The organism is Streptomyces sp. NPDC007856 (assembly GCF_042868225.1).
In the GTDB taxonomy this organism is placed as follows: Bacteria; Actinomycetota; Actinomycetes; order Streptomycetales; family Streptomycetaceae; genus Streptomyces.
Window position 1 is genome coordinate 40375 of sequence record NZ_JBIAEC010000025.1, and the last position, 25516, is coordinate 65890.

27 protein-coding genes and 1 pseudogene are annotated in these 25516 nt (G+C 71.9%); 19 read left to right on the top strand and 9 right to left on the bottom strand.

From position 1 onward, the window contains the following. Positions 1-238 precede the first annotated feature (238 nt). A complete protein-coding gene (locus ACFYOH_RS38780) occupies positions 239-925 on the top strand; it encodes a response regulator transcription factor (protein ID WP_388635681.1) in 687 nt (228 codons plus the stop codon). Between the two features lie 9 nt (positions 926-934). Further along, positions 935-2338: a sensor histidine kinase gene (locus tag ACFYOH_RS38785; RefSeq protein WP_388635683.1), complete on the top strand. Its 1404-nt coding sequence runs from the start codon at positions 935-937 to the stop codon at positions 2336-2338. Between the two features lie 85 nt (positions 2339-2423). Here the strand turns inward: ACFYOH_RS38785 and ACFYOH_RS38790 are convergent, their stop codons facing one another. Further along, positions 2424-3422, bottom strand: coding sequence for a TAXI family TRAP transporter solute-binding subunit (locus ACFYOH_RS38790; RefSeq protein ID WP_388635685.1), 999 nt, complete (start codon positions 3420-3422; stop codon positions 2424-2426). Between the two features lie 105 nt (positions 3423-3527). Here ACFYOH_RS38790 and ACFYOH_RS38795 point away from each other — a divergent pair, with 105 nt between their 5' ends. Beyond that, positions 3528-3956: a MazG nucleotide pyrophosphohydrolase domain-containing protein gene (locus ACFYOH_RS38795; protein ID WP_388635687.1), complete on the top strand. Its 429-nt coding sequence runs from the start codon at positions 3528-3530 to the stop codon at positions 3954-3956. Here the strand turns inward: ACFYOH_RS38795 and ACFYOH_RS38800 are convergent. The 3 genes from ACFYOH_RS38800 to ACFYOH_RS38810 form a co-directional block, all read right to left on the bottom strand. Further along, entirely contained in the window at positions 3953-5389 is a 1437-nt protein-coding gene (locus ACFYOH_RS38800; RefSeq protein WP_388635689.1) for a hypothetical protein, read from the bottom strand. The two genes, ACFYOH_RS38795 and ACFYOH_RS38800, sit on opposite strands and share 4 nt — an antisense overlap. A gap of 223 nt (positions 5390-5612) precedes the next feature. Beyond that, a complete protein-coding gene (locus ACFYOH_RS38805; protein WP_388635691.1) occupies positions 5613-6056 on the bottom strand; it encodes a MarR family winged helix-turn-helix transcriptional regulator in 444 nt (147 codons plus the stop codon). A 66-nt stretch (positions 6057-6122) separates the two neighbouring features. Next, positions 6123-6482: a DUF6204 family protein gene (locus ACFYOH_RS38810; RefSeq protein WP_388635692.1), complete on the bottom strand. Its 360-nt coding sequence runs from the start codon at positions 6480-6482 to the stop codon at positions 6123-6125. A 182-nt stretch (positions 6483-6664) separates the two neighbouring features. On the opposite strand from ACFYOH_RS38810, the gene ACFYOH_RS38815 reads away from it, so the two are divergent. Beyond that, the gene (locus tag ACFYOH_RS38815) at positions 6665-7414 is read left to right on the top strand and encodes a PP2C family protein-serine/threonine phosphatase (RefSeq protein ID WP_388635694.1); all 750 of its coding nucleotides are present in this window, start codon (positions 6665-6667) and stop codon (positions 7412-7414) included. A 41-nt stretch (positions 7415-7455) separates the two neighbouring features. On the opposite strand, the gene ACFYOH_RS38820 is transcribed toward ACFYOH_RS38815, so the two are convergent. Then, positions 7456-8130 (bottom strand): protein-L-isoaspartate O-methyltransferase, encoded by a 675-nt coding sequence (locus ACFYOH_RS38820; RefSeq protein ID WP_388635695.1) that lies wholly within the window; start codon positions 8128-8130, stop codon positions 7456-7458. A 47-nt stretch (positions 8131-8177) separates the two neighbouring features. On the opposite strand from ACFYOH_RS38820, the gene ACFYOH_RS38825 reads away from it, so the two are divergent. Beyond that, the gene (locus ACFYOH_RS38825; RefSeq protein WP_388635697.1) at positions 8178-8462 is read left to right on the top strand and encodes a hypothetical protein; all 285 of its coding nucleotides are present in this window, start codon (positions 8178-8180) and stop codon (positions 8460-8462) included. Positions 8463-8511: 49 nt separating this feature from the next. On the opposite strand, the gene ACFYOH_RS38830 is transcribed toward ACFYOH_RS38825, so the two are convergent. After that, the gene (locus ACFYOH_RS38830) at positions 8512-8937 is read right to left on the bottom strand and encodes an SRPBCC family protein (RefSeq protein WP_388635699.1); all 426 of its coding nucleotides are present in this window, start codon (positions 8935-8937) and stop codon (positions 8512-8514) included. 220 nt (positions 8938-9157) lie between these two features. Between ACFYOH_RS38830 and ACFYOH_RS38835 the strand changes: the two genes are divergently transcribed. The 6 genes and pseudogenes from ACFYOH_RS38835 to ACFYOH_RS38860 all read left to right on the top strand — a co-directional run bounded on the left by ACFYOH_RS38835 (position 9158) and on the right by ACFYOH_RS38860 (position 12749). Continuing rightward, positions 9158-9499: an ArsR/SmtB family transcription factor gene (locus ACFYOH_RS38835; protein ID WP_388635701.1), complete on the top strand. Its 342-nt coding sequence runs from the start codon at positions 9158-9160 to the stop codon at positions 9497-9499. Beyond that, positions 9496-11220: a SulP family inorganic anion transporter gene (locus ACFYOH_RS38840; RefSeq protein WP_388635703.1), complete on the top strand. Its 1725-nt coding sequence runs from the start codon at positions 9496-9498 to the stop codon at positions 11218-11220. The genes ACFYOH_RS38835 and ACFYOH_RS38840 overlap by 4 nt, the downstream gene beginning before the upstream one ends. 52 nt (positions 11221-11272) lie before the next feature. Then, positions 11273-11362, top strand: a pseudogene (locus ACFYOH_RS38845) (ATP-binding protein); the annotation flags it as partial. Positions 11363-11397: 35 nt separating this feature from the next. Next, positions 11398-11856: an anti-sigma factor antagonist gene (locus ACFYOH_RS38850; RefSeq protein WP_388635705.1), complete on the top strand. Its 459-nt coding sequence runs from the start codon at positions 11398-11400 to the stop codon at positions 11854-11856. After that, the gene (locus ACFYOH_RS38855) at positions 11849-12199 is read left to right on the top strand and encodes a zinc ribbon domain-containing protein YjdM (RefSeq protein ID WP_388635707.1); all 351 of its coding nucleotides are present in this window, start codon (positions 11849-11851) and stop codon (positions 12197-12199) included. Before ACFYOH_RS38850 ends, ACFYOH_RS38855 begins: the two co-directional genes overlap by 8 nt. Before the next feature lie 199 nt (positions 12200-12398). Beyond that, positions 12399-12749, top strand: a complete 351-nt coding sequence (locus ACFYOH_RS38860; RefSeq protein WP_388635709.1) for an ArsR/SmtB family transcription factor — start codon at positions 12399-12401, stop codon at positions 12747-12749. 131 nt (positions 12750-12880) lie between these two features. Here ACFYOH_RS38860 and ACFYOH_RS38865 read toward each other — a convergent pair whose 3' ends face one another. Then, positions 12881-13471, bottom strand: coding sequence for a GNAT family N-acetyltransferase (locus ACFYOH_RS38865; protein ID WP_388635711.1), 591 nt, complete (start codon positions 13469-13471; stop codon positions 12881-12883). Between the two features lie 164 nt (positions 13472-13635). Here ACFYOH_RS38865 and miaB point away from each other — a divergent pair, with 164 nt between their 5' ends. Together miaB and ACFYOH_RS38875 are read left to right on the top strand one after the other, a co-directional pair. Continuing rightward, positions 13636-15165, top strand: coding sequence for a tRNA (N6-isopentenyl adenosine(37)-C2)-methylthiotransferase MiaB (gene miaB, locus ACFYOH_RS38870; protein ID WP_388635713.1), 1530 nt, complete (start codon positions 13636-13638; stop codon positions 15163-15165). Between the two features lie 89 nt (positions 15166-15254). Continuing rightward, positions 15255-15968 carry a class III extradiol dioxygenase subunit B-like domain-containing protein gene (locus ACFYOH_RS38875; protein ID WP_388635715.1) on the top strand — a complete coding sequence of 238 codons (714 nt, stop codon included), beginning with the start codon at positions 15255-15257 and terminating at the stop codon, positions 15966-15968. A gap of 151 nt (positions 15969-16119) precedes the next feature. Here the strand turns inward: ACFYOH_RS38875 and ACFYOH_RS38880 are convergent, their stop codons facing one another. Together ACFYOH_RS38880 and ACFYOH_RS38885 are read right to left on the bottom strand one after the other, a co-directional pair. Further along, positions 16120-16413, bottom strand: coding sequence for an antitoxin (locus tag ACFYOH_RS38880; RefSeq protein ID WP_388635717.1), 294 nt, complete (start codon positions 16411-16413; stop codon positions 16120-16122). Positions 16414-16437: 24 nt separating this feature from the next. Next, on the bottom strand, positions 16438-16731 hold the full coding sequence (locus tag ACFYOH_RS38885; RefSeq protein WP_388635719.1) for a hypothetical protein: 294 nt from the start codon (positions 16729-16731) through the stop codon (positions 16438-16440). Positions 16732-16913: 182 nt separating this feature from the next. Here ACFYOH_RS38885 and miaA point away from each other — a divergent pair, with 182 nt between their 5' ends. The 6 genes from miaA to hflX all read left to right on the top strand — a co-directional run bounded on the left by miaA (position 16914) and on the right by hflX (position 25491). After that, complete coding sequence (gene miaA / locus ACFYOH_RS38890; RefSeq protein WP_388635721.1) at positions 16914-17852, top strand: tRNA (adenosine(37)-N6)-dimethylallyltransferase MiaA; 939 nt, start codon at positions 16914-16916, stop codon at positions 17850-17852. Positions 17853-18142: 290 nt separating this feature from the next. After that, positions 18143-18691 carry a hypothetical protein gene (locus ACFYOH_RS38895; RefSeq protein ID WP_388635766.1) on the top strand — a complete coding sequence of 183 codons (549 nt, stop codon included), beginning with the start codon at positions 18143-18145 and terminating at the stop codon, positions 18689-18691. Positions 18692-18737: 46 nt separating this feature from the next. Beyond that, complete coding sequence (dapF, locus tag ACFYOH_RS38900; protein ID WP_388635723.1) at positions 18738-19613, top strand: diaminopimelate epimerase; 876 nt, start codon at positions 18738-18740, stop codon at positions 19611-19613. Positions 19614-19897: 284 nt separating this feature from the next. Continuing rightward, entirely contained in the window at positions 19898-22165 is a 2268-nt protein-coding gene (locus ACFYOH_RS38905) for a RelA/SpoT family protein (RefSeq protein WP_388635725.1), read from the top strand. Positions 22166-22269: 104 nt separating this feature from the next. Further along, on the top strand, positions 22270-23841 hold the full coding sequence (locus ACFYOH_RS38910; protein ID WP_388635727.1) for a M1 family metallopeptidase: 1572 nt from the start codon (positions 22270-22272) through the stop codon (positions 23839-23841). Positions 23842-24000: 159 nt separating this feature from the next. Then, positions 24001-25491, top strand: coding sequence for a GTPase HflX (gene hflX / locus ACFYOH_RS38915; protein WP_388635729.1), 1491 nt, complete (start codon positions 24001-24003; stop codon positions 25489-25491). Positions 25492-25516 lie beyond the last annotated feature (25 nt).

Genomic DNA, 25516 nt, shown 5'->3' on the forward strand with positions numbered 1-25516 from the left:
TGACCTGCGTCATCACATCTGAGGGAGATCTGAGCATCACGATCCGATAGCTCTCGGACACGTGTCGTGACACATGCCGCCCCTGCGCGTATCGGCCGGATAACGGAAGCGACGGGCAACCGGAACCCTCTTGACGCCGTCCTAGTCCATCGGCGTCACTGCCATGGTGCACGCGCGCGTGAGCTATACCGCCCACGCGAATCCAGGACGTACGACCGCTGAACCGGAGGGGGCCGGGATGAGACTGCTGCTCGTCGAGGACGACAACCACGTCGCCGCGGCCCTGTCCGCCGTACTCGCGCGGCACGGCTTCGACGTCACTCATGCGCGCAGCGGCGAGGAGGCCCTGCAGGCGCTCGTCCCCGAGGGCGACGGTTTCGGTGTGGTCCTGCTCGACCTGGGCCTGCCCGACCAGGACGGCTACGAGGTCTGCGGCAAGATCCGCAAACGCACCAGCACCCCGGTGATCATGGTGACGGCCCGCTCCGACGTCCGCTCCCGCATCCACGGGCTCAACCTGGGCGCCGACGACTACGTGGTGAAGCCGTACGACACCGGGGAACTGCTCGCCCGCATCCACGCCGTCAGCCGGCGCACCGTCCACGAGGACCCGGCGGCCGGCGGCGAGAGCGCCCTGCTGCTCGGTCCCGTACGCATCGAACTGCCCACCCGGCAGGTCACCGTGGACGGTTCGGTCATCCAACTGACCCGCAAGGAGTTCGATCTGCTCGCCCTGCTCGCGCAGCGCCCCGGGGTGGTCTTCCGGCGGGAGCAGATCATCAGCGAGGTCTGGCGCACCAGTTGGGAGGGCACCGGCCGCACCCTGGAGGTGCACGTCGCGTCCCTGCGCGCCAAACTGCGCATGCCCGCGCTGATCGAGACCGTACGCGGCGTCGGCTACCGGCTCGTCGCCCCGGCCGCCTAGCGGGGACGGGTGCGCTCACGGCTCCTGCCGCTGCTCATCGTCCTGATGGCGGCCCTCCTCCTCGCCCTCGGGCTGCCGCTCGCCCTCAGCCTGGCCGCCGCGCAGCAGCAGAAGGTCGTCGTCGACCGCATCGACGACACGGCACGCTTCGCGGCGCTCGCCCAGTTCGTCACCGACGCGCCCAGCGGATCGCGCCGGACCAGCACCGACGAGCGACTGGCGGCCCTGCGCAGCGAACTGGGCAGCTACTACGGTGTCTACGGCATCCGCTCGGGTGTCTTCTACCGCAACGGCTCGGCGATGGCCAACGCCCCCGACGACTGGTTCGTCCCGCGGACGGGGGAGGTGCGGAACGCCTTCGAGGAGGCGCTGCTCAGCCGGCGCAGCCATGACCCGCGGCAGGTGTGGCCGTGGCAGCGCAGCCGGCTGGTCGTGGCCTCGCCGGTGATCCGGGACGGGGACGTCGTGGCGGTCGTCGTCACCGACTCGCCCACCGGGCAGATGCGTTCACGGATCCTCCGCGGCTGGCTGGTCATCGGGGCCGGCGAGATCGCGGCCATGCTGCTGGCCGTCGGCGCGGCGCTGCGGCTGACCGGCTGGGTGCTCAGACCGGTACGGGTCCTGGACGCCACCACCCACGACATCGCCACCGGACGGCTGAAGTCACGGGTCGCGGTCGGTGGCGGGCCGCCGGAACTCAGACGGCTCGCCCGTTCGTTCAACGAGATGGCGGACAACGTCGAGGACGTGCTGGAGCAGCAGCGCGCCTTCGTCGCGGACGCCTCGCACCAGCTGCGCAACCCCCTCGCGGCGCTGCTGCTGCGCATCGAACTGCTCGCCCTCGAACTCCCCGAGGACAACGAGGAGATCGCCTCGGTCCGCACCGAGGGCAAACGTCTCGCACAGGTCCTGGACGACCTGCTGGACCTGGCGCTGGCCGAGCACGCCGAGGCGGACCTGAGGCTGACCGACATCGGCGCCCTCGCCGAGGAGCGGGTCGCCGCCTGGTCTCCGGCCGCCGAGGCCGTGGGGGTCCGGCTGACCGGGGACTGCCCGCCCACGACCGCCTGGGCGGACCCGATCACCCTGTCCAGTGCCCTGGACGCGGTGATCGACAACGCCGTGAAGTTCTCCCCCGAGGGCGGCACGGTGGAGGTCACCGTCGCCGCCGACGGCGACAGCTCCACGGTCGTCGTCACCGACACCGGGCCCGGCCTCACCGACGAGGAACTCGCCCGCGTGGGCGACCGGTTCTGGCGCAGCGGCCGCCACCAGAACATCAAGGGCTCGGGCCTCGGCCTGTCCATCGTGCGTGCGTTGCTCATGGCGGGCGGAGGCTCGATCGACTACGCCCACCACGAGCCGCGGGGGCTGCGGGTGACGGTGACCGTGCCTCGGCACGGGGAATCCTGACGCAGCGAGCAGCGGCGATGCCGGAGTCGGCGGCGGCCGGGCCGGGCGGGCACCGCCGCGGGCGGCGGAACGGGGCGCGCCCGGGCTACGGCTTGACCGAGCGGTAGTAGCGCCGGGCGCCGTCCTGCAAGGGCAACGGGTCGGTGTAGATGGCGGTGCGCAGATCGACCAGTTGGGCGGAGTGGACATGGGCGCCGATGTCGTCGCGGCTCTTGATGACCGTGCGGGTCACCCATTCGGTGAGCCGGGGGTCCATGTCCGCGCGGGTCATCAGGAGGTTGGAGACGGAGATCGTCGGAACCTCGTTGCCCTGCTGCACGGCCGGGTAGGCCGACTCCGGGATGTTGGTGGCCCGGTAGTAGCGCGCTTCCTCGCTCTGGCTGTGCAGCTTGGTGACCAGATCGCCCTCGATCGGTACGAACTTGAAGGCGGCCCTCTGGGCCAGCGCGGCGAGTCCCTTGGTGGGCAGACCGCCCGACCAGAAGAAGGCGTCGATCCTGCGCTGCTCCAGCCGGTCCGGCCCGGTGTCGATGCCGTCCGCGACCGGGGTGATGTCCTTGCGGGGGTCGATGCCGGCGGCCTTGAGCACCCGGTCGGCTATCAGCCGTACCCCGGAGTCGGGCAGCCCGATCGCCACCCGCTTGTGCCGCAGGTCCGCGACGTTTCTGATGTCCGAGTCGCTGCGCACGACGAGGTGGACGTAGTCGTCGTAGAGCCGGGCCACCCCGCGCAGCCGCCCGGCGCCGCCTCCGTGCCGCAACTCGTACGCCTCCACGGCGTCGGCCGCCGCGATGGTGAAGTCGGCCCTGCCGGTCGCCACCCGCTGTACGTTCTCCTGCGAGCCGGCGCTGTTCAGCAGCTTCACCTTCAAGCTGGGCATGTCCTTGGCGAACTCGGCGCGCAGCCGCTCGCCGTACTCCTGGTAGACGCCACGGGGCGTGCCCGTGCTGAAGACGATCTCCCCGCTCGGCGGCTTCTCGCCCAGTGGCAGCAGCCACCACAGCAGCAGCCCGAGCACCACGGCACCGGCGGCCGTGGCCGGCAGCGCCCGGCGCCTGCTGATACGGGGGAACACCTTGGACATGCGGCGATCCTGCCAGGCCGGGCGCGACGCTGACCAGGGCGGGGTCGGTCCATGGCCCGGAAGTGGACGGAAGGCTCTGTCAGTGGTGGCCGTTACAGTCGTCGCATGAGCACTTCGCCCGCAGACCTCGTCCGAGAGTTCCACCTCGCCTTCGGCCTCGACGCCCGCAGTACGCCGACCGAGGTGGACCCCGAACTGGCCGCGCACCGTGGGGCACTGCTCGCCGAGGAGGCCGCGGAGGTCGCCGAGGTCGCTGTCGACGGCCCGCTGGACAAGCTCGCGCACGAACTGGCGGACGTGGTCTACGTGGCGTACGGCACGGCGCTGGTCCACGGCATCGATCTCGACCAGGTGATCGCCGAGATCCACCGCGCCAACATGAGCAAGCTCGGCCCGGACGGACAGGTCGCCCGCCGGGCCGACGGCAAGGTCCTCAAGGGCGAGCACTACCGGGCGCCGGACGTGTCGGCCGTGCTGCGCCGCCAGGGCTGGATACCGGCGGCGCAGGACAGTTCTGCGCAGGCGGGTGTCTAGAAGGTGCCGCCCGCCAGCTTCCACTCGCGGTTCAGAGTGCCCAGCGGAATGCTCCGCTGGATGACCGGTGTGCCGAAGACGGAGAGCTGGAGCCGCAGGGTCCCGGACAGATCGACCCCGCCGTACACGCCCCAGGCGCCCGAGGCCTTCGCCCCGCCGCCCGTGGCGGCGGTGACTGTGCCGGAGGCCTCGCCCCGCAGATACGGCGCCAGGTCGGCGGTGACGCCGACGGTGCCGTAGAGGCCCACGGAGGCCTCGGCGCCGAGTGCCGTCTTCATGTTCCCGGCGGCGGTGACGGAGGCGCGCACGGGCGTGCTCGTCATGTCCGAGGAGCTGACCGGTGTCCAGCCCCTGGCCGGGCCGAAGGTGCCGCCCGCCTTGAAGCCGCCCTTGAGGCTCTGCTGGACGTCGACGGTGATCCGTCCGTCGCCGCTGATCTGGACGTAAGCGGTCAGGTCCAGGTTGACGACGACAGGGACCGGGCCGACCTGGAGGACGGGGTCGGCGTGCAGCTTGGCGAACGGGATCCGCAGCGGCGTGCCGGTGGCCGCGGCGGCCCGGCCCTCGACCGCCCAGCCGGAGGTCCAGTCGCCGGACAGGCCGAGGTAGGCGGAGCCGGGCGGGGCATCGGTACCGGCGCCGCCGTAGGCGAAGTCGACCTGCGGGGCGACCTGGACGAAACCGTGCACCGAGGCGGTGGCGGAGACCGGGGCGTTCGGGGCCGTCGGTATGCCGGCGCTCACGTCGAGCCGGAGGCTGCCGAGCGGCACCGTGGCACCCTTCGGGCCGGCGTGCAGGTGGCCGGCCGTCGCCCAGGACACCTTCACACCGGGAAGCAGCTTGTCGACGGCGAAGGACGAGGGGTCGACCGGTACGGCGCCCTTGGCCGTCTCGTCGCCGAGCAGCGCGTTGAGGGTGGCCGGTTCCGTCTGTACCTCGGTCCCGCCGTCCGTCTCGCCGAGCACCTTGGTGACCTTGGCGAGCAGCCCGTGCGGTGCCCCGGGTGCGGGCGCACTGGCGATCACATCACCGACGGAGGTCTTGTGCGGGGCGCTGGACGGGACGGGGGAGGTGGTCGGGGACGAAGAGGATGAACTCCTGTGCGGGACGGGCTTGTTGGACTTGTCGGTGAGGACGGCTCGCCGGGTGCGGCTGTCGTACGAGGTGATGGAGAGCGCCGTCCTGTGCGCCCGCTGCCCGGAGCCGGCCGGCCCCGCCGTGGCGGACGCGGCGGTCGTGGCGGTGGTCGCGGGTGCGGCGGCGACGGCGAGCGAGTGGTCCGCACCGTCGGCGGAGCGGTCCGCGACCTCGACCTGCCGGTCGTGCCCCGCGGTGGCCGACGGTCCGGCGTGCGAGGTGGGCGAGGAACAGGCCGCGGCGAGGAAGAGGGTGGTCACGGCGAAGGCGGGCAGCAGGGCACGTCTGTGCCGCATGCGTCTGCGCATGGTCGGTCCTGGGTGAAGTGGGGGGTGGCAGAGAGGTACCGGGCGAGTTGACTACTGGTTAGTAGAACCGGCCGGTAACTCGTGATCGGCCATGAGCATGCCATGCCCTTGTGTGGGGGGCCCGCACAATCCGGCCACATCTCAAGGTGACCTGCCCCACCGCGAGTTCACGCCACGGCGGGGCCGAAAAACGGTGATGTGAAGCTGGGCCTCAGGGCCCGGCCAGGCCGGTGCCGCCGAGGCGGGTCAGCAGGGCCGACAGCTGTGTGATGTCCTCGGTGTTCAACGCCGGGGCCGTGAAGACCTCGGTGGCGGTCTCCTCGGCCGTCGTGAGCATCTCCTTCAGCCGCCGGCGGCCCGCCCCGGTCAGCGACGCGTACGCCACGCGCGCGTCCCGGGCATCCGCCTCGCGGGTCACCAGTCCGATCCGCTCCAGTGGCGCGAGCCCGCGCGTGACCCCGGAGGCCGTCAGGCCCAGTGCCTCGGCGAGATCGACCCGCCGCATACGGCCGCCGGGCGCCTGGCTCAGCCGTAGCAGCAGGGTGAAGTCGGCGAGGCTCACGCCGTGCAACCCGCTCAGCCGGGAATCGAAGCGCCGCACGAGCGCCGCCTGGGCCCGTACCAGTCGCAGTGCCGCGTCCAGGGCGTCACTCATGGCCCCTCACCGCCCGCTCCCGGTGTCCTCGGGGCCGCTCATTGCGATCTCCTTGAGTACTCAAGTTTATGCGCCGTTCGCACGCGCGGCGCGTCGCTGCCGCTTGCCCATCGGTGCCTGGGAGAGGTCCTCGGCGGTGGAGCGGAGGTTCTTGAAGCCGTAGCCGCGCTCGGTCAGCCAGGCCTTCGCCGCCTCCTCGGCCCGCTCGGTCGCCTCCAGGATGTCCTCCTCTTCCTCCCCGGCGGCGGAGAAACGGAAGACGAAGGCCGGCCGGGCGGCGATGTCGTAGGTCAGGTTGCCTTCGGGGGTGAACGCGGCGCGCAGCACGTCGTGTTCGGCGGCGTCGGCCAGCAGTGCGGCCCGCTGTGCGTCGGTGAGACCGTCGAAGGCCCCGCGGACGGTGATTCGGAAGGTGCGAGTGCTCATCCCGCGAGCCTAGGCACGGCGGGCCTTCGGTCTCCACCGCGTTTCCAGGCACCGGGGCCTGTGCTCACGCCCCGCCGAGGTGCCGCGGCGCAGCTCGGCTCCTGGGGCGAGCGCCTACCCTTGAGCCGCGGACAGCGAGCCGGCGGACTGCCGTGGCCCGTCCGGGAAGGCGGTGGCGTTCCATGCGGTACGTGGCGGTGAGCGCGCTGAGTCATCCCGGGCTGCTCCGCGAACGGAACGAGGACAGCCTCGTGATCGGGCCGTGGACCCTGTGCGCCACGGTGACGGAGAGTCCGCAGACCCTCATGTTCCCGCTCGGCACGCCCCTTGCCGTCGCCGTTGCCGACGGGCTCGGCGGACATCCCGGCGGCGACGTGGCCAGCGCCCTGGTCGCCCGCCGGATCGCGTCCGTCGGACCCTCCCTGAGCGGCGAGGACGCCGTCCGCGACGCCCTGAACGCCTGCAATCGCGCCGTGTACGCGGCCGCCGGCGGCGAGGAGGAGACCGAGCTCACCGCCATGGGCACGACGGTCGCCGGCATCGTCGTACAGTCCGGCTCGCTGCTGGTGTTCAACGTGGGGGACAGCCGGGTCTACGCGGCTTCCCGCGACGGGCTGCGCCAGGTGAGCGTCGATGACAGCCCGCCGCTCGAACCCGGGCAGCGCACCACGCACATCGTCACCCAGTGCCTGGGCGGCAGCCCCTCGTACCGCGCCGTCCACCCCCATGTGACGGCCGAGTCCCTGTCTCCCGGCGACCGCTACCTCGTCTGCACCGACGGCCTGACCGATCCGCTGCCCGCGGATGTGCTCGACGAGGTGATGCGGGAGCACGACGACGGCCGCGCCGCCTTCGAGCTGTGGAAGGCGGCCATCGCCGCGGGCGGCCCCGACAACATCACGCTGGCGGTCGTTCGCGTCGCGGACGACTAGGGATACCGGCACGCATGACCAGGGATACGCGTCGCGCACGACTAGGGAGAGCCCGGATCCGACTCCGCCTCGCCGAGGGGGAAGCCGTATCGCCCCTGCAACCGGACGAAGCAGGCCGAGGTCACCACCCGCAGCCGCGCCAGCCCCGCCGCGGTGCGCCCGAAGCAGACCACCTGCTCGTGTCCCCCCGGCCCGATCGGCTGCACCAGACGGCCACCCGGGCGCACCTGCGCGACCAGCGGCGCGGGCACCTCCGGGAAGGCGGCCGACACGAGGACGGCGTCGTACGGAGCCCGGTCCGGCACGCCGCCGCTGCCGTCGCCGACCCGCAGCTGCACGTTCCGCACGCCCTGACGTGCCAGATTCACGCGCGCCTCGCGGGCTATGTCCGCCCGCATCTCGATGCTGACCACGTCCGCGGCCAGCTGTGCGAGCAGAGCGGTCTGGAAGCCCAGGCCCGTGCCGACCTCCAGGACGTGCTCCGACCCGTCCAGCTCAAGGCCCTCGATCATCATGGCGGACAGCGAGGGCTGGGTGGTGACCTGCCCCTGCCCGATCGCAATGGGCACGTCGAAGTAGGCGGCGGCCTGCTGGTCGGCCGGGACGAATCCCGCGCGGGGCGTCGTCCGGACGGCGGCGAGCAGTCGCTCGTCCCCGACCCCGGCGGCCACCAGGGCCCGCACGAGATCGTCCGGTTCTCCGCGTACGGGGTTCACGGCCGGGTTCACCCGCACCATCAGGTGGCGACGCCTACGGTGGAGACATGAGCGAGATCGTCGTCTACGAACTCGGCAGGCCGGGCGCAACACGCTCCACCGGGGCCACGGGGCCGGCGGGTGGCGTGGAACGCCGCGTCCGCAAGGTGCACGCGGCACCCGCGGCACCGGGGTCGCGGACGGCCGCGGGGCCGCGGACCCTCTGTGGCAGGGACACCTTCGCCATGGAGACGACCGACTGGAAGCCCGCCGAACATCCGGGAGCGCCCTGGTACCCCGAGGAACACGCCTCTCTGGTCTGCCCGGACTGCGATGCCGTGATGGAGACCTGACCGGCGTAGCCGCCGCCCGGCGCTGCCACGCTCACCGTGTGCGCGCCGCTCACCCGCGTTCCAGGTACTCCTTGAAGTGCTCCAGATCGCCGCGGACGAGCCGTTCGATCGCGTTCGTCTGGGCGAACCCCTTCGGCCCGCCGAAGGCGTCCCGGACCGTGCCGGGGTCATACTCCAGCCGTGCCTGGATCCGGGTGTGATTCTGGTCGATCGGCTGGACCGAGAAGGAGCCCGTCAGCTCGGGAGCGCTCGTGGTGAGCCACTCCATCACGTGCTCGCCGCGGTCGGTCACCTCGGCCTCGACCTCCCGGGCCCGGCCGCCTGTCTCGACCTCCAGATGTGCTCGGCCCCCCGCTTCCGTACGCGCGCCCCGCACTCCGTCCACGAAGCGCGGGTAGTTCTCCACCCGGTGAAGCGTCTCCCAGGCCCTGTCGACCGGAACATCGACGTCGACATGCAGCTCAAGGGTGCTCATGGCTCACCTCCACGTGCGGCTCATGACGCATGGCCTTCCGCTTACAAGTGTGCGCCCGGCGGGGCACGAGGGGAGCCGTGCGGCCCGCACCGGGGGCAGCGCCGAAGCGTCGGCTTCCGTGAGCAGCACATGCGAAATTGCAAAATTTCGCAATTGGTTAGATGCTTTGTCGACTGTGTCCGCTCCGAGGCGGGCCGCGTCGTGGGGAAGCCGAGGGCTCGTGTCCGTTCCGCTGTACCAGGCCAAGGCCGAGTTCTTCCGGATGCTGGGGCATCCCGTACGGATACGGGTGCTGGAACTGCTGCAGGACGGACCGCGGCCGGTGCGGGACCTGCTGGCCGCCATCGAGGTGGAACCCTCGGGCCTGTCCCAGCAGCTGGCGGTGCTGCGCCGGTCCGGGATCGTCACCGCCGCCCGGGAGGGATCGACCGTCGTCTACGAGCTGGCCGGAGGGGACGTCGCCGACCTGATGAAGGCCGCGCGCCGGATCCTGACCGAGATGCTCGCCGGCCGCAGCGAACTGCTGGCCGAGCTGCGGGACGCCGAGGTCGCCGCGCGATGACTTCGGGGATCAGCGGGGCGAAGGCCCGGCTCACCGCACTCCTGCCCGCCCGCGCCGACCTGGCGGACATGCGCCGCGCCCCCCGGCGGGACCTGCTGGCCGGTCTCACCGTGGCGATCGTGGCTCTGCCGCTCGCGCTCGGCTTCGGCGTCTCCTCCGGTCTCGGCGCCGAGGCGGGACTGGCGACCGCCGTGGTCGCCGGCGCGCTCGCCGCGCTGTTCGGCGGGTCCAACCTCCAGGTGTCCGGGCCCACCGGAGCCATGACCGTGGTGCTGGTGCCGATCGTCGGCAAGTACGGGCCGACCGGCGTACTGACCGTCGGGCTGATGGCGGGCCTCATGCTTGTGGCGTTGGCCGCGCTGCGGGCCGGCACGTACATGCAATACGTGCCCGCACCCGTGGTCGAGGGCTTCACTCTCGGCATCGCCTGCGTGATCGGGCTCCAACAGGTCCCGAACGCGCTCGGCGTGCCCAAGCCCGAGGGTGACCGGGTGCTGGTGGTGACCTGGCGGGCCGTCGAAGCGTTCGCGCGGCATCCGAACTGGACGGCGGTCGGATTCGCCGGGGCGGTGGCCGTGGTCATGCTGATCGGCGCCCGCCGGTGGCCGACCGTCCCGTTCTCCATCCTCGCGGTCATCGCGGCGACCGTCGTGTCCCAGTGCGCGCGGCTGGACGCGGCGAAGCCGATCGGCGACCTGCCGTCCGGGCTGCCCGCGCCGTCCCTCGGTTTCCTGGACCTCGGTTCGCTCGGCACCCTGCTCGGCCCGGCCGTGGCCGTGGCGGCGCTCGCGGCCCTGGAGTCACTGCTGTCCGCCTCGGTCGCGGACGGGATGACGGTGGGGCAGAAACACGACCCGGACCGGGAGCTGTTCGGGCAGGGCCTCGCCAATATCGCCGCTCCGCTCTTCGGCGGCGTCCCCGCTACCGGTGCGATCGCCCGTACCGCGGTCAATGTCCGCACCGGCGCGGGCTCCCGGCTGGCCGCCCTCACCCACGCCGCGGTCCTCGCGGTGATCGTCTTCGCGGCGGCGCCCCTTGTCTCGAAGATCCCGCTGGCCGCCCTGGCCGGGGTACTGCTGGCCACCGCGATCCGCATGGTCGAGGTCGGCTCGCTGTGGGCGATGGCGAAGGCGACCCGCTCGGACGCGCTGATTCTCGTCCTCACCGCCGCGGCGACCCTCGTCCTGGACCTCGTCTACGCCGTGATCATCGGCTTGGTCGTGGCGGGCGCCCTGGCCCTGCGCGCCGTGGCCAAGCAGGCCCGCTTCGACCAGGTGCCCCTCGACCGGGGCGACCACAGCGCCGAGGAGCACGCCCTGCTGGCCGAGCACATCGTCGCGTACCGCATCGACGGGCCGCTGTTCTTCGCCGCCGCGCACCGCTTCCTGCTGGAGCTGACCGATGTGGCCGACGTCCGGGTGGTCATCCTGCGCATGTCGCGGGTGTCGACCATGGACGCCACCGGGGCGCTGGTCCTCAAGGACGCGGTGGAGAAGCTGACACGGCGCGGCATCCTCGTCCTGGCCTCCGGTATACGCCCTGGCCAGCACCAGGTCCTGGACTCCGTCGGCGCGCTGGAGCTGCTGCGGCACGACGGCCGGGAATACGCCACCACCCCGGAGGCGATCCGAGGCGCGTGCGACTACCTGGAACTCGCCGGACTCCTGCCCGCACCTCCCCACCACAAGCCCCGAACCTCCAGCGAGGAAGCCCTGCGATGAGCACTCTCCCCGGTCCCCTCCGCATGGTCGAGGTCTCCGGCCCGGAGACCCGGAGCTGACCCGGGAGCTCGGCGCCACCGCGGTGGTCCGCGCGGACGCCGACGGGCGGGGCAAGAGCATCTGGATCACCCTCCCCCTCTGACCCCGACGGGCCGCACCGCAAAGAAGTTCACCCCCATGACCATCGAGGGGCGCTGCACCATCGAGCAGGATCTCGGCATCCTCTCCGTCGCCGGACATCTGGGCCGGGAGGCGGTCCGTCGCTTCGGTGGCGCGGTCGGCTGGGTGGTCGCCCGCGGCACCGGACCGGTCATCCTCGACCTGACCGCGCTGCTCAGCCGGTCCGCCGAGGGCCGGCTGGCCATCACCGAGGCCGCACGCCGCCTCGCCGGGGCGGGTCGTGGCCTGGAACCGGCCGCCATCCCCGTCGGCGGCTCGCTGGTCCCGACCGGCGACTGCCCGGATCCGCGTCCACTGCGACCTGGCCGCCGCCCTCGCCGCCGATGCCCGGCACCCATCGGTCCCCGAGGAGGGGCAGCAGGCATGGCGCACCGACGGCCGGCCCGCCTGACCCCTGCCCGACCCGCACACCCGCTCACCCGCTCACTGACGGAAAGACCCTTGTGCCATGAGTGACAACCTTGCCCCCTGCCCCGAATGCTCCGGTGCGTACACCTACGAGATGGGTACGCTCCTGGTCTGCCCCGAGTGCGGCCACGAATGGTCGCCGTCCGCGGAGTCCGCAGGTGATGCCGGGGCCAAGGTGATCAGGGACGCGGTGGGCAATGTGCTCGCCGACGGTGACAACGTGACGGTGGTCAGGACGCTCAAGGTCAAGGGCAGCCCCACCGGGATCAAGGCGGGTACCAAGGTGCGCAACATCCGCCTCGTCGACGGTGTGGACGGCCACGACATCGACTGCAGGGTCGACGGGTTCGGCGCCATGCAGCTCAAGTCCAGCGTGGTCAAGAAGGCCTGACCCGACACCTCGCCGTGCCGGCCGCCCGCACGACGTCCCGGGCGGTTGCGCGTCCGCGGTCCTCGTCCTCGCCTGCGGATTCGGCTTGGCCGCGTCCGCAGGCGAGGATGGGCCGCATGTTCGTGACGAGTGGGTGGATGCGATGCGCCGAGGCCCGGCCGGCGGGGCCGTGCCGCTGCACCGGGGAGGGGACGGCCAGGTGAGTACGCCGCTGTACCAGCTGAAGGCCGAGTTCTTCAAGACGCTCGGTCACCCGGCCCGCATCCGGGTCCTGGAGCTGTTGAGCGAGCGCGAGCACGCGGTCGCGGAGATGCTGCCCGAGGTGGGCATCGAGCCCGCGCACCTCTCGCAGCAACTCGCCGTGCTGCGGCGGGCCAACCTGGTCAAGACCCGCAAGGAGGGCTCGACCGTGTACTACTCGCTCACCAGCCCGCACGTCACCGAACTGCTGCGCGTGGCCCGTACGATCCTCTCCGGCGTGCTCGCCGGCCAGGCCGAACTCCTCGCCGACCTGCAGGCCGCGCAGGGCGAGGGGACGCCGCCGTCGTAGCGAAGGCCGCCTCCCGAGCCGACACGGGGTGGCCCGAGCCGCGCCGCCGGCGCCCTTCAACCGTGTACGACGCTGAGCGGCATGGCGCCCGTGCTTCAACCTGCCCGCGCGGGCGACGACCGCTGACGGTCTCAGATGTCTCCCTGCACCAGGGCGTGCAGATGCTCGTCGTGCCATCCGTCCTCGTGCAGCAGCGCGCTGCGCTGGGTGCCCTCGTAGGAGTAGCCGGCCTTCTCCGCCACGCGGCAGGACGCGGGATTCGCGGTCGAGTGGCACAGGCGGAGCCGGTGCAGGCCCAGCTCGTCGAGGGCCCACCGGCTGACGACCCGGGTCGCTTCGGCGACGACACCGCCGCCTCGTGCGGCGGGCAGGATCCAGTAGAGGATCTCGGCGTTGCCGTCGGCGAGGTCGATGTCCCCCCATCCGATCAGGCCCAGGGCCTCGCCGCCGTCCGCCCGGGCGATGGCCCAGATCGCGGCCTCCTCGGTCTGCCAGCGCCGGTGCATCCGCTCGATCCTCCGGCGCGCGCCCTCCGGTGACCCCACCTCCAGGCGGTTCCACTTCCGTATGGCCGGATCCTGGCCGGCGGCCACCAGGACACCGGCGTCGTCGACGTGCCACGGCCGCAGCTCCAGGCCGTGGGGCAGACCGAGCACCGGCTGCTGGAGCTGGGCCATCCGACCTGCGGGAACGACCGGGGGCACCGGTGACGACGGGATCATGGACACATCCTGTCAGAGGCGCCGAGCCCTGATCCACCGCCCCGTGGGGCGGTTATCGGCAGAGTCGGAGTGCAGCCGCCCATAGGGACAGCCGGTCTTCTCGTCCCGGGCCACCGCGACGGAGCCCGGGGCGGGGTTCTCCGGGGACGGCCTACCCTTTACGCATGACCAGCAGCAGCGACCGGAGCCCCGCAGTGGACGTTCAAGCACCCAAGACGTATGAAGTGCGCACCTACGGGTGCCAGATGAACGTCCACGATTCCGAGCGGTTGGCCGGCCTGCTCGAAGACGCCGGGTATGTGCGGGCCCCCGAGGGGTCGGACGGGGACGCGGACGTGGTCGTGTTCAACACCTGCGCCGTACGGGAGAACGCCGACAACCGGCTGTACGGCAACCTCGGCAGGCTCGCGCCGAAGAAGGCCTCGCGGCCCGGCATGCAGATCGCGGTCGGCGGCTGCCTCGCGCAGAAGGACCGCGACACCATCGTGAAGAAGGCGCCCTGGGTGGACGTCGTCTTCGGTACGCACAACATCGGCAAGCTGCCGGTCCTGCTGGAGCGCGCCCGCGTGCAGGAGGAGGCGCAGGTCGAGATCGCCGAGTCGCTGGAGGCCTTCCCGTCCACCCTGCCGACCCGGCGCGAGAGCGCCTACGCGGCCTGGGTGTCGATCTCCGTCGGCTGCAACAACACCTGCACCTTCTGTATCGTCCCGGCGCTGCGCGGCAAGGAGAAGGACCGCCGGCCCGGCGACATCCTCGCCGAGGTGGAGGCGCTGGTCGCCGAGGGTGTCTCCGAGATCACGCTGCTGGGCCAGAACGTCAACGCGTACGGCTCCGACATCGGCGACCGCGAGGCCTTCAGCAAGCTGCTGCGCGCCTGCGGGAACATCGAGGGCCTGGAGCGGGTCCGCTTCACCTCCCCGCATCCCCGTGACTTCACCGACGACGTCATCGCCGCCATGGCCGAGACGCCGAACGTGATGCCGCAGCTGCACATGCCGCTGCAGTCCGGCTCGGACACCGTGCTGAAGGCGATGCGCCGCTCCTACCGGCAGGAGCGTTACCTGGGGATCATCGAGAAGGTGCGGGCCGCCATCCCGCACGCCGCGATCACCACCGACATCATCGTGGGCTTCCCCGGCGAGACCGAGGAGGACTTCGAGCAGACCCTGCACGTGGTCCGTGAGGCGCGCTTCGCGCAGGCCTTCACCTTCCAGTACTCCAAGCGGCCCGGCACCCCGGCCGCGACCATGGAGAACCAGATCCCCAAGGAGGTCGTCCAGGCGCGCTACGAGCGGCTGGTCGCCCTCCAGGAGGAGATCTCCTGGGAGGAGAACAAGAAGCAGGTCGGTCGCACGCTGGAGCTGATGGTGGCCGAGGGCGAGGGGCGCAAGGACGGCGCCACGCACCGGCTCTCCGGCCGCGCCCCCGACAACCGCCTCGTCCACTTCACCAAACCGGAGCAGGAGGTCCGCCCCGGTGACGTGGTCACGATCGAGGTGACGTACGCCGCCCCGCACCACCTCCTCGCCGAGGGCCCCGTCCTCTCCGTGCGCCGCACGCGCGCGGGGGACGCCTGGGAGAAGCGCAACGCCGCCGAGGCCGCCAAGCCGGTCGGCGTCATGCTGGGCCTGCCGAGGATCGGGGTGCCGGAGCCGCTGCCGGTCGCCACGGCAAGCGGCTGCGGCTGCGACTGAGGGCCCGTCACGACAGAGATCGACCTGACCGACGTGCTCATCGAGGACCGACTCGGCCGGCGGCTGGCGTACGGCGTACCCTGCCGATCATGCTTGTCGCCGCCGCAGTCTGTCCCTGCCCTCCGCTGATCGTGCCCGAGGTGGCCGTGGGCGCCGCGCACGAGATGGATGCCGCGCGCGCGGCCTGCGCCGACGCCCTGGGTGTGCTCGCCGCTTCCCGCCCGGACCTCCTGGTGGTCGTCGGGCCCGCCGAGCAGAGCGGGCGCGGATCGTTTCCGCAGGGCACTCGGGGGTCCTTCCGCGGCTTCGGGGTCGACGTGGAGGTCCGCCTGGGCCCCGCCGAGGCGGACGTCTCCGAGCGCGAGCTGCCGCCGTCGCTGGCCGTCGGCGCCTGGCTGCTGGAGCGGACCGGCTGGGCGGATGCCCCGATCGAGGGACTCGGTGTCGGGGAATCGCTCGCGCCCGAGCGGTGCGTCGAAGCCGGAAGGGAGATCGGCGCCAGGGCCGGACGCGTGGCGCTGCTGGTGATGGGAGACGCCAGCGCGTGCCGCACGGTCAAGGCGCCGGGTTACCTGGACGAGCGGGCGGCACCCTTCGACGCGGAGGTAGCCAGGGCGCTGGGCGCGGCGGACGTGGCGGCCGTCCAGGCGCTGGACGCCGAGCTGGCACACGAACTGAAGGCCTCCGGCCGGGCGCCCTGGCAGGTCCTGGCCGGCGCCGCCGAGGGCGCCGACCTCAGCGGCGCACTCCTGTACGAGGACGCGCCGTACGGCGTGGGATACATGGTGGCCACCTGGTCCTAGCGCGGCTCGGTGGCCACCCGGTCCCGGAAACCCCGGCGCACGCGAAACCTGCGGACGGCCGGGAGCCGCTGTGCTCCACGACCGTCCGCCGATCCGCCTGCGGTACGGCCGTATGCCGTCCGGCAGGCTCGTGTGCCGCCGTCCAGGAGGCTCAGGAAGCCGGTGGCGGGCCCTCCGGCGGGGTGGGCCGGGTGGGGGTCGTCGGAGTGCCGCCGGCCCGCTCCGGACCGTGACCTTCCTTGTGCGCGAGTCGGTCGACCGCGTGCTTGGCCTTGCCCGTGCCCGCGTGGATCTTCTCGCTGTACTTGTGCTTGGTCCGGTCGTCCACGGCCTTCGCGGCCTTGTCGATACCGTGCTGAACCTTGTCCCCGTGCTGTCGCGCGAGGTCCGACACCTTGTCCCTGGCCGGGCCGAGCTTGGCCTTCATGTTGTCCAACAGACCCATGGTCCACCTTCCCTCGCGGGGCAGTTACCTGCGGGCGCCCTCGCCGGACTCGTTGTCGGCGGCCTCCTCGGCGGACTGCTGCCTGGGGATGCCGGAGCCGTCGGACGCGTCGTCCGCGGCGGCGTCCGACCGCGTCGCCGCGTCCTCGCTCTCGCCCCCGGCCGACCCCGTCGCCTCCGCCGACCCGGCCGCCTCGGCCTCCGCCGACTGCGCTTCCTCCGCCTCGGCTCCTTCCGGCTCCGCACCGGCCGGTGCCTCGGCGGCCGAGGTCTCCGGAGTCGTCTTCGACCTTCCGAAGAATCGAGCAAAAACGCCCATATCCACTCCATACGGTACTCGTGCGGGCGAATTCCCGCGTTACCCGGTGCGTACGGTTGCGCCGCCCCGGTCACCGCCTCCGGTGATCCGGATGGCGGTATCCGCCACGGGCAACGACCCGGAATCCCACCCGTCACGTAACTCGTTCGAGGCGCGGCCTGGAGGTTTGCGAGACTGGTGCGGTGAGCAGTGCACCCTCCGCCCCCCGTGTCATCGCCGTCGTCGGACCCACCGCGGCCGGAAAGTCCGATCTCGGTGTTTTCCTGGCCCAACAGCTCGGCGGGGAGGTCGTCAACGCGGACTCCATGCAGCTGTACCGAGGGATGGACATCGGCACCGCCAAGCTGACGCCCGAGGAGCGCGGCGGCATCCCGCACCACCTGCTGGACATCTGGGACGTGACGGTCACCGCCTCCGTCGCCGAGTACCAGAAACTGGCCCGCGCCCGGATCGACGCACTGCTCGCCGAGGGCCGCTGGCCGATCCTGGTCGGCGGCTCCGGCCTGTACGTCCGGGGGGCCGTCGACAACCTGGAGTTCCCCGGTACCGACCCCGAGGTCCGCGCCCGCCTGGAGGAGGAGCTGGCCCTGCGCGGCTCGGGTGCGCTGCACGCCCGGCTGGCCGCCGCCGACCCGGAGGCCGGCCGCGCGATCCTGCCGAGCAACGGCCGCCGTATCGTCCGGGCGCTGGAAGTGATCGAGATCACCGGCCGGCCCTTCACCGCCAATCTGCCGGGTCACGACTCCGTGTACGACACCGTCCAGATCGGAGTCGACGTCGCCCGTCCGGAGCTCGACGAGCGCATCGCGCGCCGTGTCGACCGGATGTGGGAGGCGGGCCTCGTCGACGAGGTGCGCGTCCTGGAGGCGGAGGGGTTGCGCGAGGGGCGCACGGCGTCGCGTGCGCTGGGTTACCAGCAGGTGCTCGCGGCGCTCGCCGGAGAGTGCACCGAAGCGGAAGCCCGGGCCGAGACCGTACGCGCGACCAAGCGCTTCGCGCGCCGTCAGGATTCGTGGTTCAGGCGCGATCCCCGGGTGCACTGGTTGAGTGGGGCCGCGGCCGACCGCGGGGAACTTCCGCACCAGGCCCTGGCGTTGGTCGAACGACCGGTTACAGCCTGATCACGTCATGGCATCGGGATGCGCCGCCGGTCATCGAGGCCTTCGGTGCCGTGCCATCATCGAGCTTCGATCGACCAAGTGGAGCCTAGTTGGGAGGGCGCGTGGCGATGGAGGCCGGCCCTCGCGACACCGCACAGAGCGCCGAGCACGTCACCACTGCGGGTGACGAACCGGCCCCGGGCGGCCGTCTGACCGACGACTGCCCGGCCGAGGACCGTCTGACCGAAGAGCGTCTGAACGGAGACCGCCCGGCCGGCCACCGGCTGCCCGAGGCCCGTCGGACCGGGGACCTGCCGGCGGAGGCCGAAGGCCGGCCGGCGGAGGCCCGCCTCACCGACGACCGCCTCACCGACGACCGCCTCACCGACGACCGGCTCGTCGACCCCCGGCTCACGGAAGACCGGCTCACCGCGGACCGGCTGACCGACGACGGTCCCGACGAGACGCCGGACGGTGTGACCGACGACGGGCCGGCGCCCGAGGAGATGTACCCGGGCGGTCCGGAGGTGGAGGTCGAGCTGCGCCCGCAGCGCAGGCTCCGCCTCTGGCAGCTCGCTCCCATCGTGGGACTGTCCGCCGTCGGCTCCCTGATGTTCGCCTTCCCGCTCGCCTTCGACTTCGGCGACAGCGGCGCCGTCATCGCCATGCTCGGCCTGCTGATCTGCTCCTGCGCCGCCGGCTGGGGCATGATGGCCGCCCGCCGCGTGGGCTACACCATGCCCGGCCTCCCGCCACGCGGCTCGGACCAGCGCCCGGACTGGCGGGTCGTACTCGGATACGTCCTCCTGGTGGCCGTGGTCGTGGTCCTCGCGGTCTGGCGCGTGGCAAGGCTGCGCTGAACAACCGGTCCGCAGTGGGACCGCTGCCGTCCTTTACGATCGAGGAATGAGCACGCGCACGCGGATCCCCTTCCTCAAGGGCCACGGCACCGAGAACGACTTCGTGATCGTCCCGGACCCGGAGAACGCCCTCGACCTGAGCCCGGCCGCCGTCGCCGCCCTGTGCGACCGCCGGGCCGGCATCGGCGGCGACGGGGTGCTGCACGTGGTGCGCTCCGCCGCGCACCCGGAGGCCCGGGCGATGGGGGCCGAGGCCGAGTGGTTCATGGACTACCGCAACGGCGACGGCTCGGTCGCCGAGATGTGCGGCAACGGAGTCCGTGTGTTCGCGCGCTACCTCCAGCACGCCGGACACGTGGGCGAGGGCGATCTTGCGATCGCCACGCGCGCGGGCGTGAAGACGGTCCACATCGCGAAGGACGGTGACATCACCGTCGGCATGGGCCGCGCCCGCCTGCCGGAGGGCGAGGTCACGGTGAGCGTCGGCGAGCACAGCTGGCCCGCCCGCAACGTGAACATGGGCAACCCGCACGCGGTCGCCTTCGTCGACGACCTCGCACAGGCCGGCACCCTGTACGACCCGCCGCCGTTCAGCCCGGCCGCCGCCTACCCCGACGGGGTCAACGTCGAGTTCGTCGTCGACCGAGGCCCCGGCCACGTCGCCATGCGCGTGCACGAGCGTGGCTCCGGCGAGACCCGCTCGTGCGGCACGGGTGCGTGCGCCGTCGCCGTCGCCGCCGCCCGGCGCGACGGGGCCGACCCGGCCGTCACCGGGACCCCGGCCACGTACACCGTCGACCTGCCCGGCGGTCGTCTGGTCATCACCGAGCGGCCCGACGGTGAGATCGAGATGACCGGACCCGCCGTGATCGTCGCCGAGGGCGAGATCGACGGTGAATGGCTGGAAAACGCCCTTCGCTGATGCGGCGTGACCGCGTGGGGGACGCCCCGCGGCTTCCGGATCAGCGGTTTCCGGTGCCCCGGGGCGTTGGAAACGGCGGCCGAGACCAAGGCAGTTGGCGCAAACCCTAAACCTCCTTTTCATCGCTCGAATGGGTGATCCGTTTCACGCTCGGCGAGAGGCGGTCGGTCGGGCGTGGTGGGCTCGATAGCATCAAGCACCGGCACGGACGGGGGAACGTCGCCATCCCTGAGCCGCGTACGCCCTGGGGCCTCCGTCCGCCGGTCCACGAGCCGGAGGTGCCCATGAGTGCGGAGGCCACGAACCCTGCGACCCCTGGCCCGGTAGCGCCCACCGCGTCCGCGGCAGCCACCGCCCCCGCGGTGCCCAGGGCGGACCGCAGGAAGTCCCGGCCCCGGATCGACCTGCGCAGGCTCGGCCGGGCCGCGCTGCTCGGCCCCGCCGTGCGCGGCAAACTGCCCGACGCCATCAGCCATGTCGTGGAGGCGCACCGCGCCCATCACCCCGACGCGGACCTCGACCCGCTGCGCCGCGCCTACGTCCTCGCGGAGTCCTCGCACCGCGGCCAGATGCGCAAGAGCGGTGAACCATACATCACCCACCCGCTCGCCGTGACCCTGATCCTCGCCGAACTCGGCGCCGAGACCACGACCTTGACGGCCTCCCTGCTCCACGACACCGTCGAGGACACCGATGTGACGCTCGACCAGGTGCGGGAACAGTTCGGCGAGGAGGTTCGTTATCTCGTCGACGGCGTCACGAAACTGGAGAAGGTCGACTACGGAGCCGCCGCCGAGCCGGAGACCTTCCGCAAGATGCTCGTCGCCACCGGCAGTGACGTGCGCGTGATGTCGATCAAACTCGCCGACCGCCTGCACAATATGCGCACCCTCGGCGTGATGCGCCCGGAGAAGCAGGCGCGGATCGCCAAGGTCACCCGCGACGTCCTCATCCCGCTCGCCGAACGCCTCGGCGTGCAGGCCCTGAAGACCGAGATGGAGGACCTGGTCTTCGCCATCCTGCACCCCGAGGAGTACGAGCACACACGCGAGCTCATCGCCGAGAACGCCGCGCGCCCCGACGACCCGCTCGCCGAGGTCGCCGACGAGATGCGCGGCGTGCTGCGCGAGGCCGGCATCCAGGCCGAAGTCCTCATCCGCCCGCGGCACTTCGTCTCCGTCCACCGCGTGGCCCGCAAACGCGGACAGCTGCGCGGCACCGACTTCGGCCGCCTGCTCGTGCTGGTGAACGAGGACGCCGACTGTTACGCCGTCCTCGGCGAACTGCACACGTGCATGACGCCGGTCGTCTCGGAGTTCAAGGACTTCATCGCCGTACCGAAGTTCAACCTGTACCAGTCACTGCACACGGCCGTCGCCCGCCCCCAGGCCCGAACCGACTCGCCCGGGGGGACCCCTATCGCCGCCCAGGTCGTCGAAGTCCTCATCCGCACCCACCAGATGCACAAGGTCGCCGAGGCCGGCGTCGTCGCCCTCGGCAACCCGTACGCCCCCGCCCCCGCCGTCGACGCCCCCGCCGACGGTGAGCGCGCCGACCCCACCCGTCCCGGCTGGCTCTCCCGGCTCCTCGACTGGCAGCAGGCCGCCCCCGACCCCGACACCTTCTGGTCCACGCTGCGCGAGGACCTCGCCCAGGACCGCGAGATCACCGTCTTCCGCCCCGACGGCGGCACGCTCGGCCTGCCCGAGGGCGCCACCTGCGTGGACGCCGCGTACGCCCAGTACGGCGAGGACGCGCACGCCTGCATCGGCGCCCGTGTCAACGGCCGTCTGGCCACCCTCAGCACCGTCCTGAAGGACGGCGACACCGTCCAGCTCCTCATGGGCCAGGACCCGGCCTCCGAGCCCTCCCGGGAATGGCTGGAGCACGCCCACACCCCGGCCGCCCGCATCGCCATCCAGCGCTGGCTGGCGACGCACCCCGGCGGCGGCACCGGCGCGGAGGACATGACCGGCACCCGCGCCGAAACCGCCGAGGGCACCGCCCCCGCACGGCACGCCGATGCGGCCCCGAGCACCGCCGCGTCCCGCCCGGCGGACGTGGCCCCGGCCGAGGGCACTCCCGCGACCCGGTCCCGCGGCGCCGACGTCCTCGTGGACCGGCCGGGGGCCTCCGTACGGCTCGCCCGGTGCTGTACGCCCGTGCCGCCCGACGAGATCACCGGCTTCGCGGTGCGCGGGGGAGTGGTGACCGTGCACCGGGTGGAGTGCGCCGCGGTGGCGCATATGAAGGGCAGGGGGCGCGCGGAGATCGGCGTGCGCTGGGGGGACACCACCGAGTGCCGGGTCACCCTGGTCGCTGAATCGTTCGGTCGCCCCCATCTGCTCGCCGACCTCACCGAGGCGATCTCCTCGACGGGCGCCGACATCGTCTCGGCGACCGTGGAGCCGCCCAGCCAGCAGCGGGTACGGCACACGTACACCCTCCTGCTCCCCGACGCGGCCGCCCTCCCGGCCCTGATGCGCGCCATGCGGGACGTCCCGGGCGTGTACGACGTGTCCCGCGCCCAGCATCAGGCCCCGGGCTCCTGAGGGCTGCCGCGCTTGGATCAGAAGGCCCTCCCGACCGAACCCGATCGGGTGGGCCGGGTGCGAGTCGCCGTCGTAGCGCGGGCAGGCACTGGTAGCGGTGGGGCATGCTGCTCACCCCCCGCGTCGGCCCTCGTGCCTGCTCCGAGTCACGGACCCAGCCCGGGACCGGATCCCGACCCCACTCCCGGACCCGGCCCCGGGTCTTGCGGCACCGGAAGGCGGCCCTGCTCGCCTCAGCCGTCTCCGTCTGTCTCCTCGCCGCCACGGGCCCGGCCGAGCCCCTCGGCATCGGCGACCGGCTCTACCCGGACCTGGGCAACCCGGGCTACGACGTGGCGTCGTACGACCTGTCCTTCACCTATCCCGGTACCAACGACAAGCCGCTCCAGGCCGTCACCAGCATCGACGCCTGGACCACCGCCGACCTGGACCGGATCAACCTCGACTTCACGCACGGCACCGTGCAGTCCGTCGAGGTCGACGGGCGTCCCGCGGCCTTCGCCAGCGCCGGCGAGGACCTGGTCGTCACCCCGGACCACGGCATCGCGGAGGGCAGCTGGACCCGGATCACGGTGAAGCACACCAGCGATCCCGTCTACGCCAAGGACCAGGACGGCGGCTGGGTGCGCACCTCCGACGGCCTTGTCATGGCCAACCAGGCCGACGCCGCCCACCAGGTCTTCCCGTGCAACGACCACCCGTCCGACAAGGCGATGTTCACCTTCCACATCACCGCCCCGAACGGCTACACGGCCGTGGCCAACGGGCTGCCCGCCGGAGCCGACCGGGTAGGCCGCGCCACCACCTGGACCTACCGCACCCAGCACCCCATGGCCACCGAACTCGCCCAGGTGTCCATCGGCCGTTCCGCCGTGCTGCACCGTGAGGGACCGCACGGCCTGCCGATGCGCGACGTCGTGCCCAGCTCCGACGCCAAGGCCCTCGAACCGTGGCTCGCCAAGACGCCCGGCCAGATCGCCTGGCTGGAGAGCAAGGTCGGCACGTTCCCCTTCGAGACGTACGGCGTGCTCATGGCACAGGCCTCCACCGGGTTCGAACTGGAGACACAGACCCTCTCCCTCTTCGAGAAGAACCTGTTCACCGAGCCCGCCTACCCCAAGTGGTACATCGAGTCGGTCATGGTGCACGAGCTGTCCCACCAGTGGTTCGGCGACAGCGTCAGCCCCGCCACCTGGTCCGACGTCTGGCTGAACGAGGGGCACGCCACCTGGTACGAGCAGCTGTACGCCGAGGAAACCGCGCACCGGCCCATGGAGAAGCGGATGAAGGCCGCGTACAGCGCCTCCGACCGCTGGCGCGAGGCCGGCGGCCCGCCCGCCCGGCCCAAGGTCCCCGCCCCCGGCCAGAAGATCGGCATCTTCCGCCCCAGCGTGTACGACGGCGCCGCGCTGGTCCTCTACGCCCTGCGCCAGAAGATCGGCCGACCGGCCTTCGAGCGGCTGGAACGGATCTGGGTCCTCGAACACCGGGACTCCACCGCCACCACAGCCGACTTCGTCCAGCTGGCCTCGGCGGTCTCCGGCCGCGACCTGAGCGGCTTCCTCAAGGACTGGCTGTACGGTGAGAAGACCCCGCCGATGCCCGGCCACCCGGAATGGAAGCAGCTTTCACCGACCGGGACCGCCGGGCCCGAGGCACCGCGGAGCGCGCGATAACACGGTGACGAGACGGGCCGCCTCGTGCGACCATCTTCGGGTCGGCGCGAGACGGGACAACGGGAATCTCCCGGGGTATTCGTGCGTTGACGACACAGAGCCGGTCCAGCGGGACCGGCCACCGACGCCGTAACGGCTTCCCATCGACGTAAGGATCCAATGACCTCCTCTTCTTCCCCTTCCCAGGACACCAAGCGCCTCGCGTACGCCTATCCCGAGGGTCTTCGGGCCGATGCCCTGATGGAAGAGGACGACGCCTGGAGCTACGAGATCGACGGCGAGCGGGACGGCGACCAGTTCGACCGCTCCGAGCGCGCGGCGCTGCGCCGTGTGGCGGGCCTGTCCACCGAGCTGGAGGACGTCACCGAGGTCGAGTACCGGCAGCTCCGCCTGGAGCGGGTCGTGCTCGTAGGGGTGTGGACCACCGGCACCGCTCAGGACGCCGACAACTCCCTCGCGGAGCTTGCCGCCCTCGCGGAGACCGCGGGCGCGCTCGTGCTCGACGGTGTGATCCAGCGCCGCGACAAGCCGGACGCGGCCACCTACATCGGCTCCGGCAAGGCCCAGGAGCTGCGCGACATCGTCCTCGAATCGGGCGCCGACACGGTCATCTGCGACGGTGAGCTGAGCCCGGGCCAGCTGATCCAGCTGGAGGACGTCGTCAAGGTCAAGGTCATCGACCGTACGGCCCTGATCCTGGACATCTTCGCCCAGCACGCCAAGTCCCGAGAGGGCAAGGCGCAGGTGGCTCTCGCGCAGATGCAGTACATGCTGCCCAGGCTCCGTGGCTGGGGTCAGTCGCTGTCCCGGCAGATGGGTGGCGGTCGCGGCGGCCTCGCCACGCGTGGCCCCGGTGAGACCAAGATCGAGACGGACCGGCGACGGATCCGCGAGAAGATGGCGAAGATGCGCCGGGAGATCGCGGACATGAAGACCGGGCGCGAGATCAAGCGCCAGGAGCGCCGGCGCAACAAGGTGCCGTCCGTCGCCATCGCGGGCTACACCAACGCCGGCAAGTCCTCCCTGCTCAACCGCCTCACGGGCGCCGGCGTCCTGGTCGAGAACGCGCTGTTCGCGACCCTGGACCCGACCGTCCGCCGGGCCGAGACCCCCACTGGCCGGCTGTACACCCTGGCGGACACCGTCGGATTCGTCCGTCACCTGCCGCACCACCTGGTCGAGGCGTTCCGCTCCACCATGGAGGAGGTCGGCGACTCCGACCTGATCCTGCACGTGGTGGACGGCTCGCACCCGAACCCGGAGGAGCAGCTCGCCGCCGTGCGCGAGGTGATCCGGGACGTCGGCGCCACCGACGTGCCCGAGATCGTCGTGATCAACAAGGCGGACGCAGCGGACCCGCTGGTCCTCCAGCGGCTGCTCAGGGTCGAGAAGCGCTCCATCGCCGTCTCGGCCCGCACCGGCCGGGGCATCGAGGAACTGCTCGGCCTGATCGACAACGAGCTGCCCCGCCCCTCGGTGGAGATCGAGGCGCTCGTGCCGTACACCCACGGCAAGCTCGTCGCCCGCGCCCACACCGAGGGCGAGGTGATCTCCGAGGAGCACACCGCGGAGGGCACCCTGCTCAAGGTCCGGGTGCACGAGGAACTGGCGGCGGACCTGGCGCCGTACGCACCGGTCTCCGCGTCCTGATCCAAGGCCATGCGAAAGGCCCGCT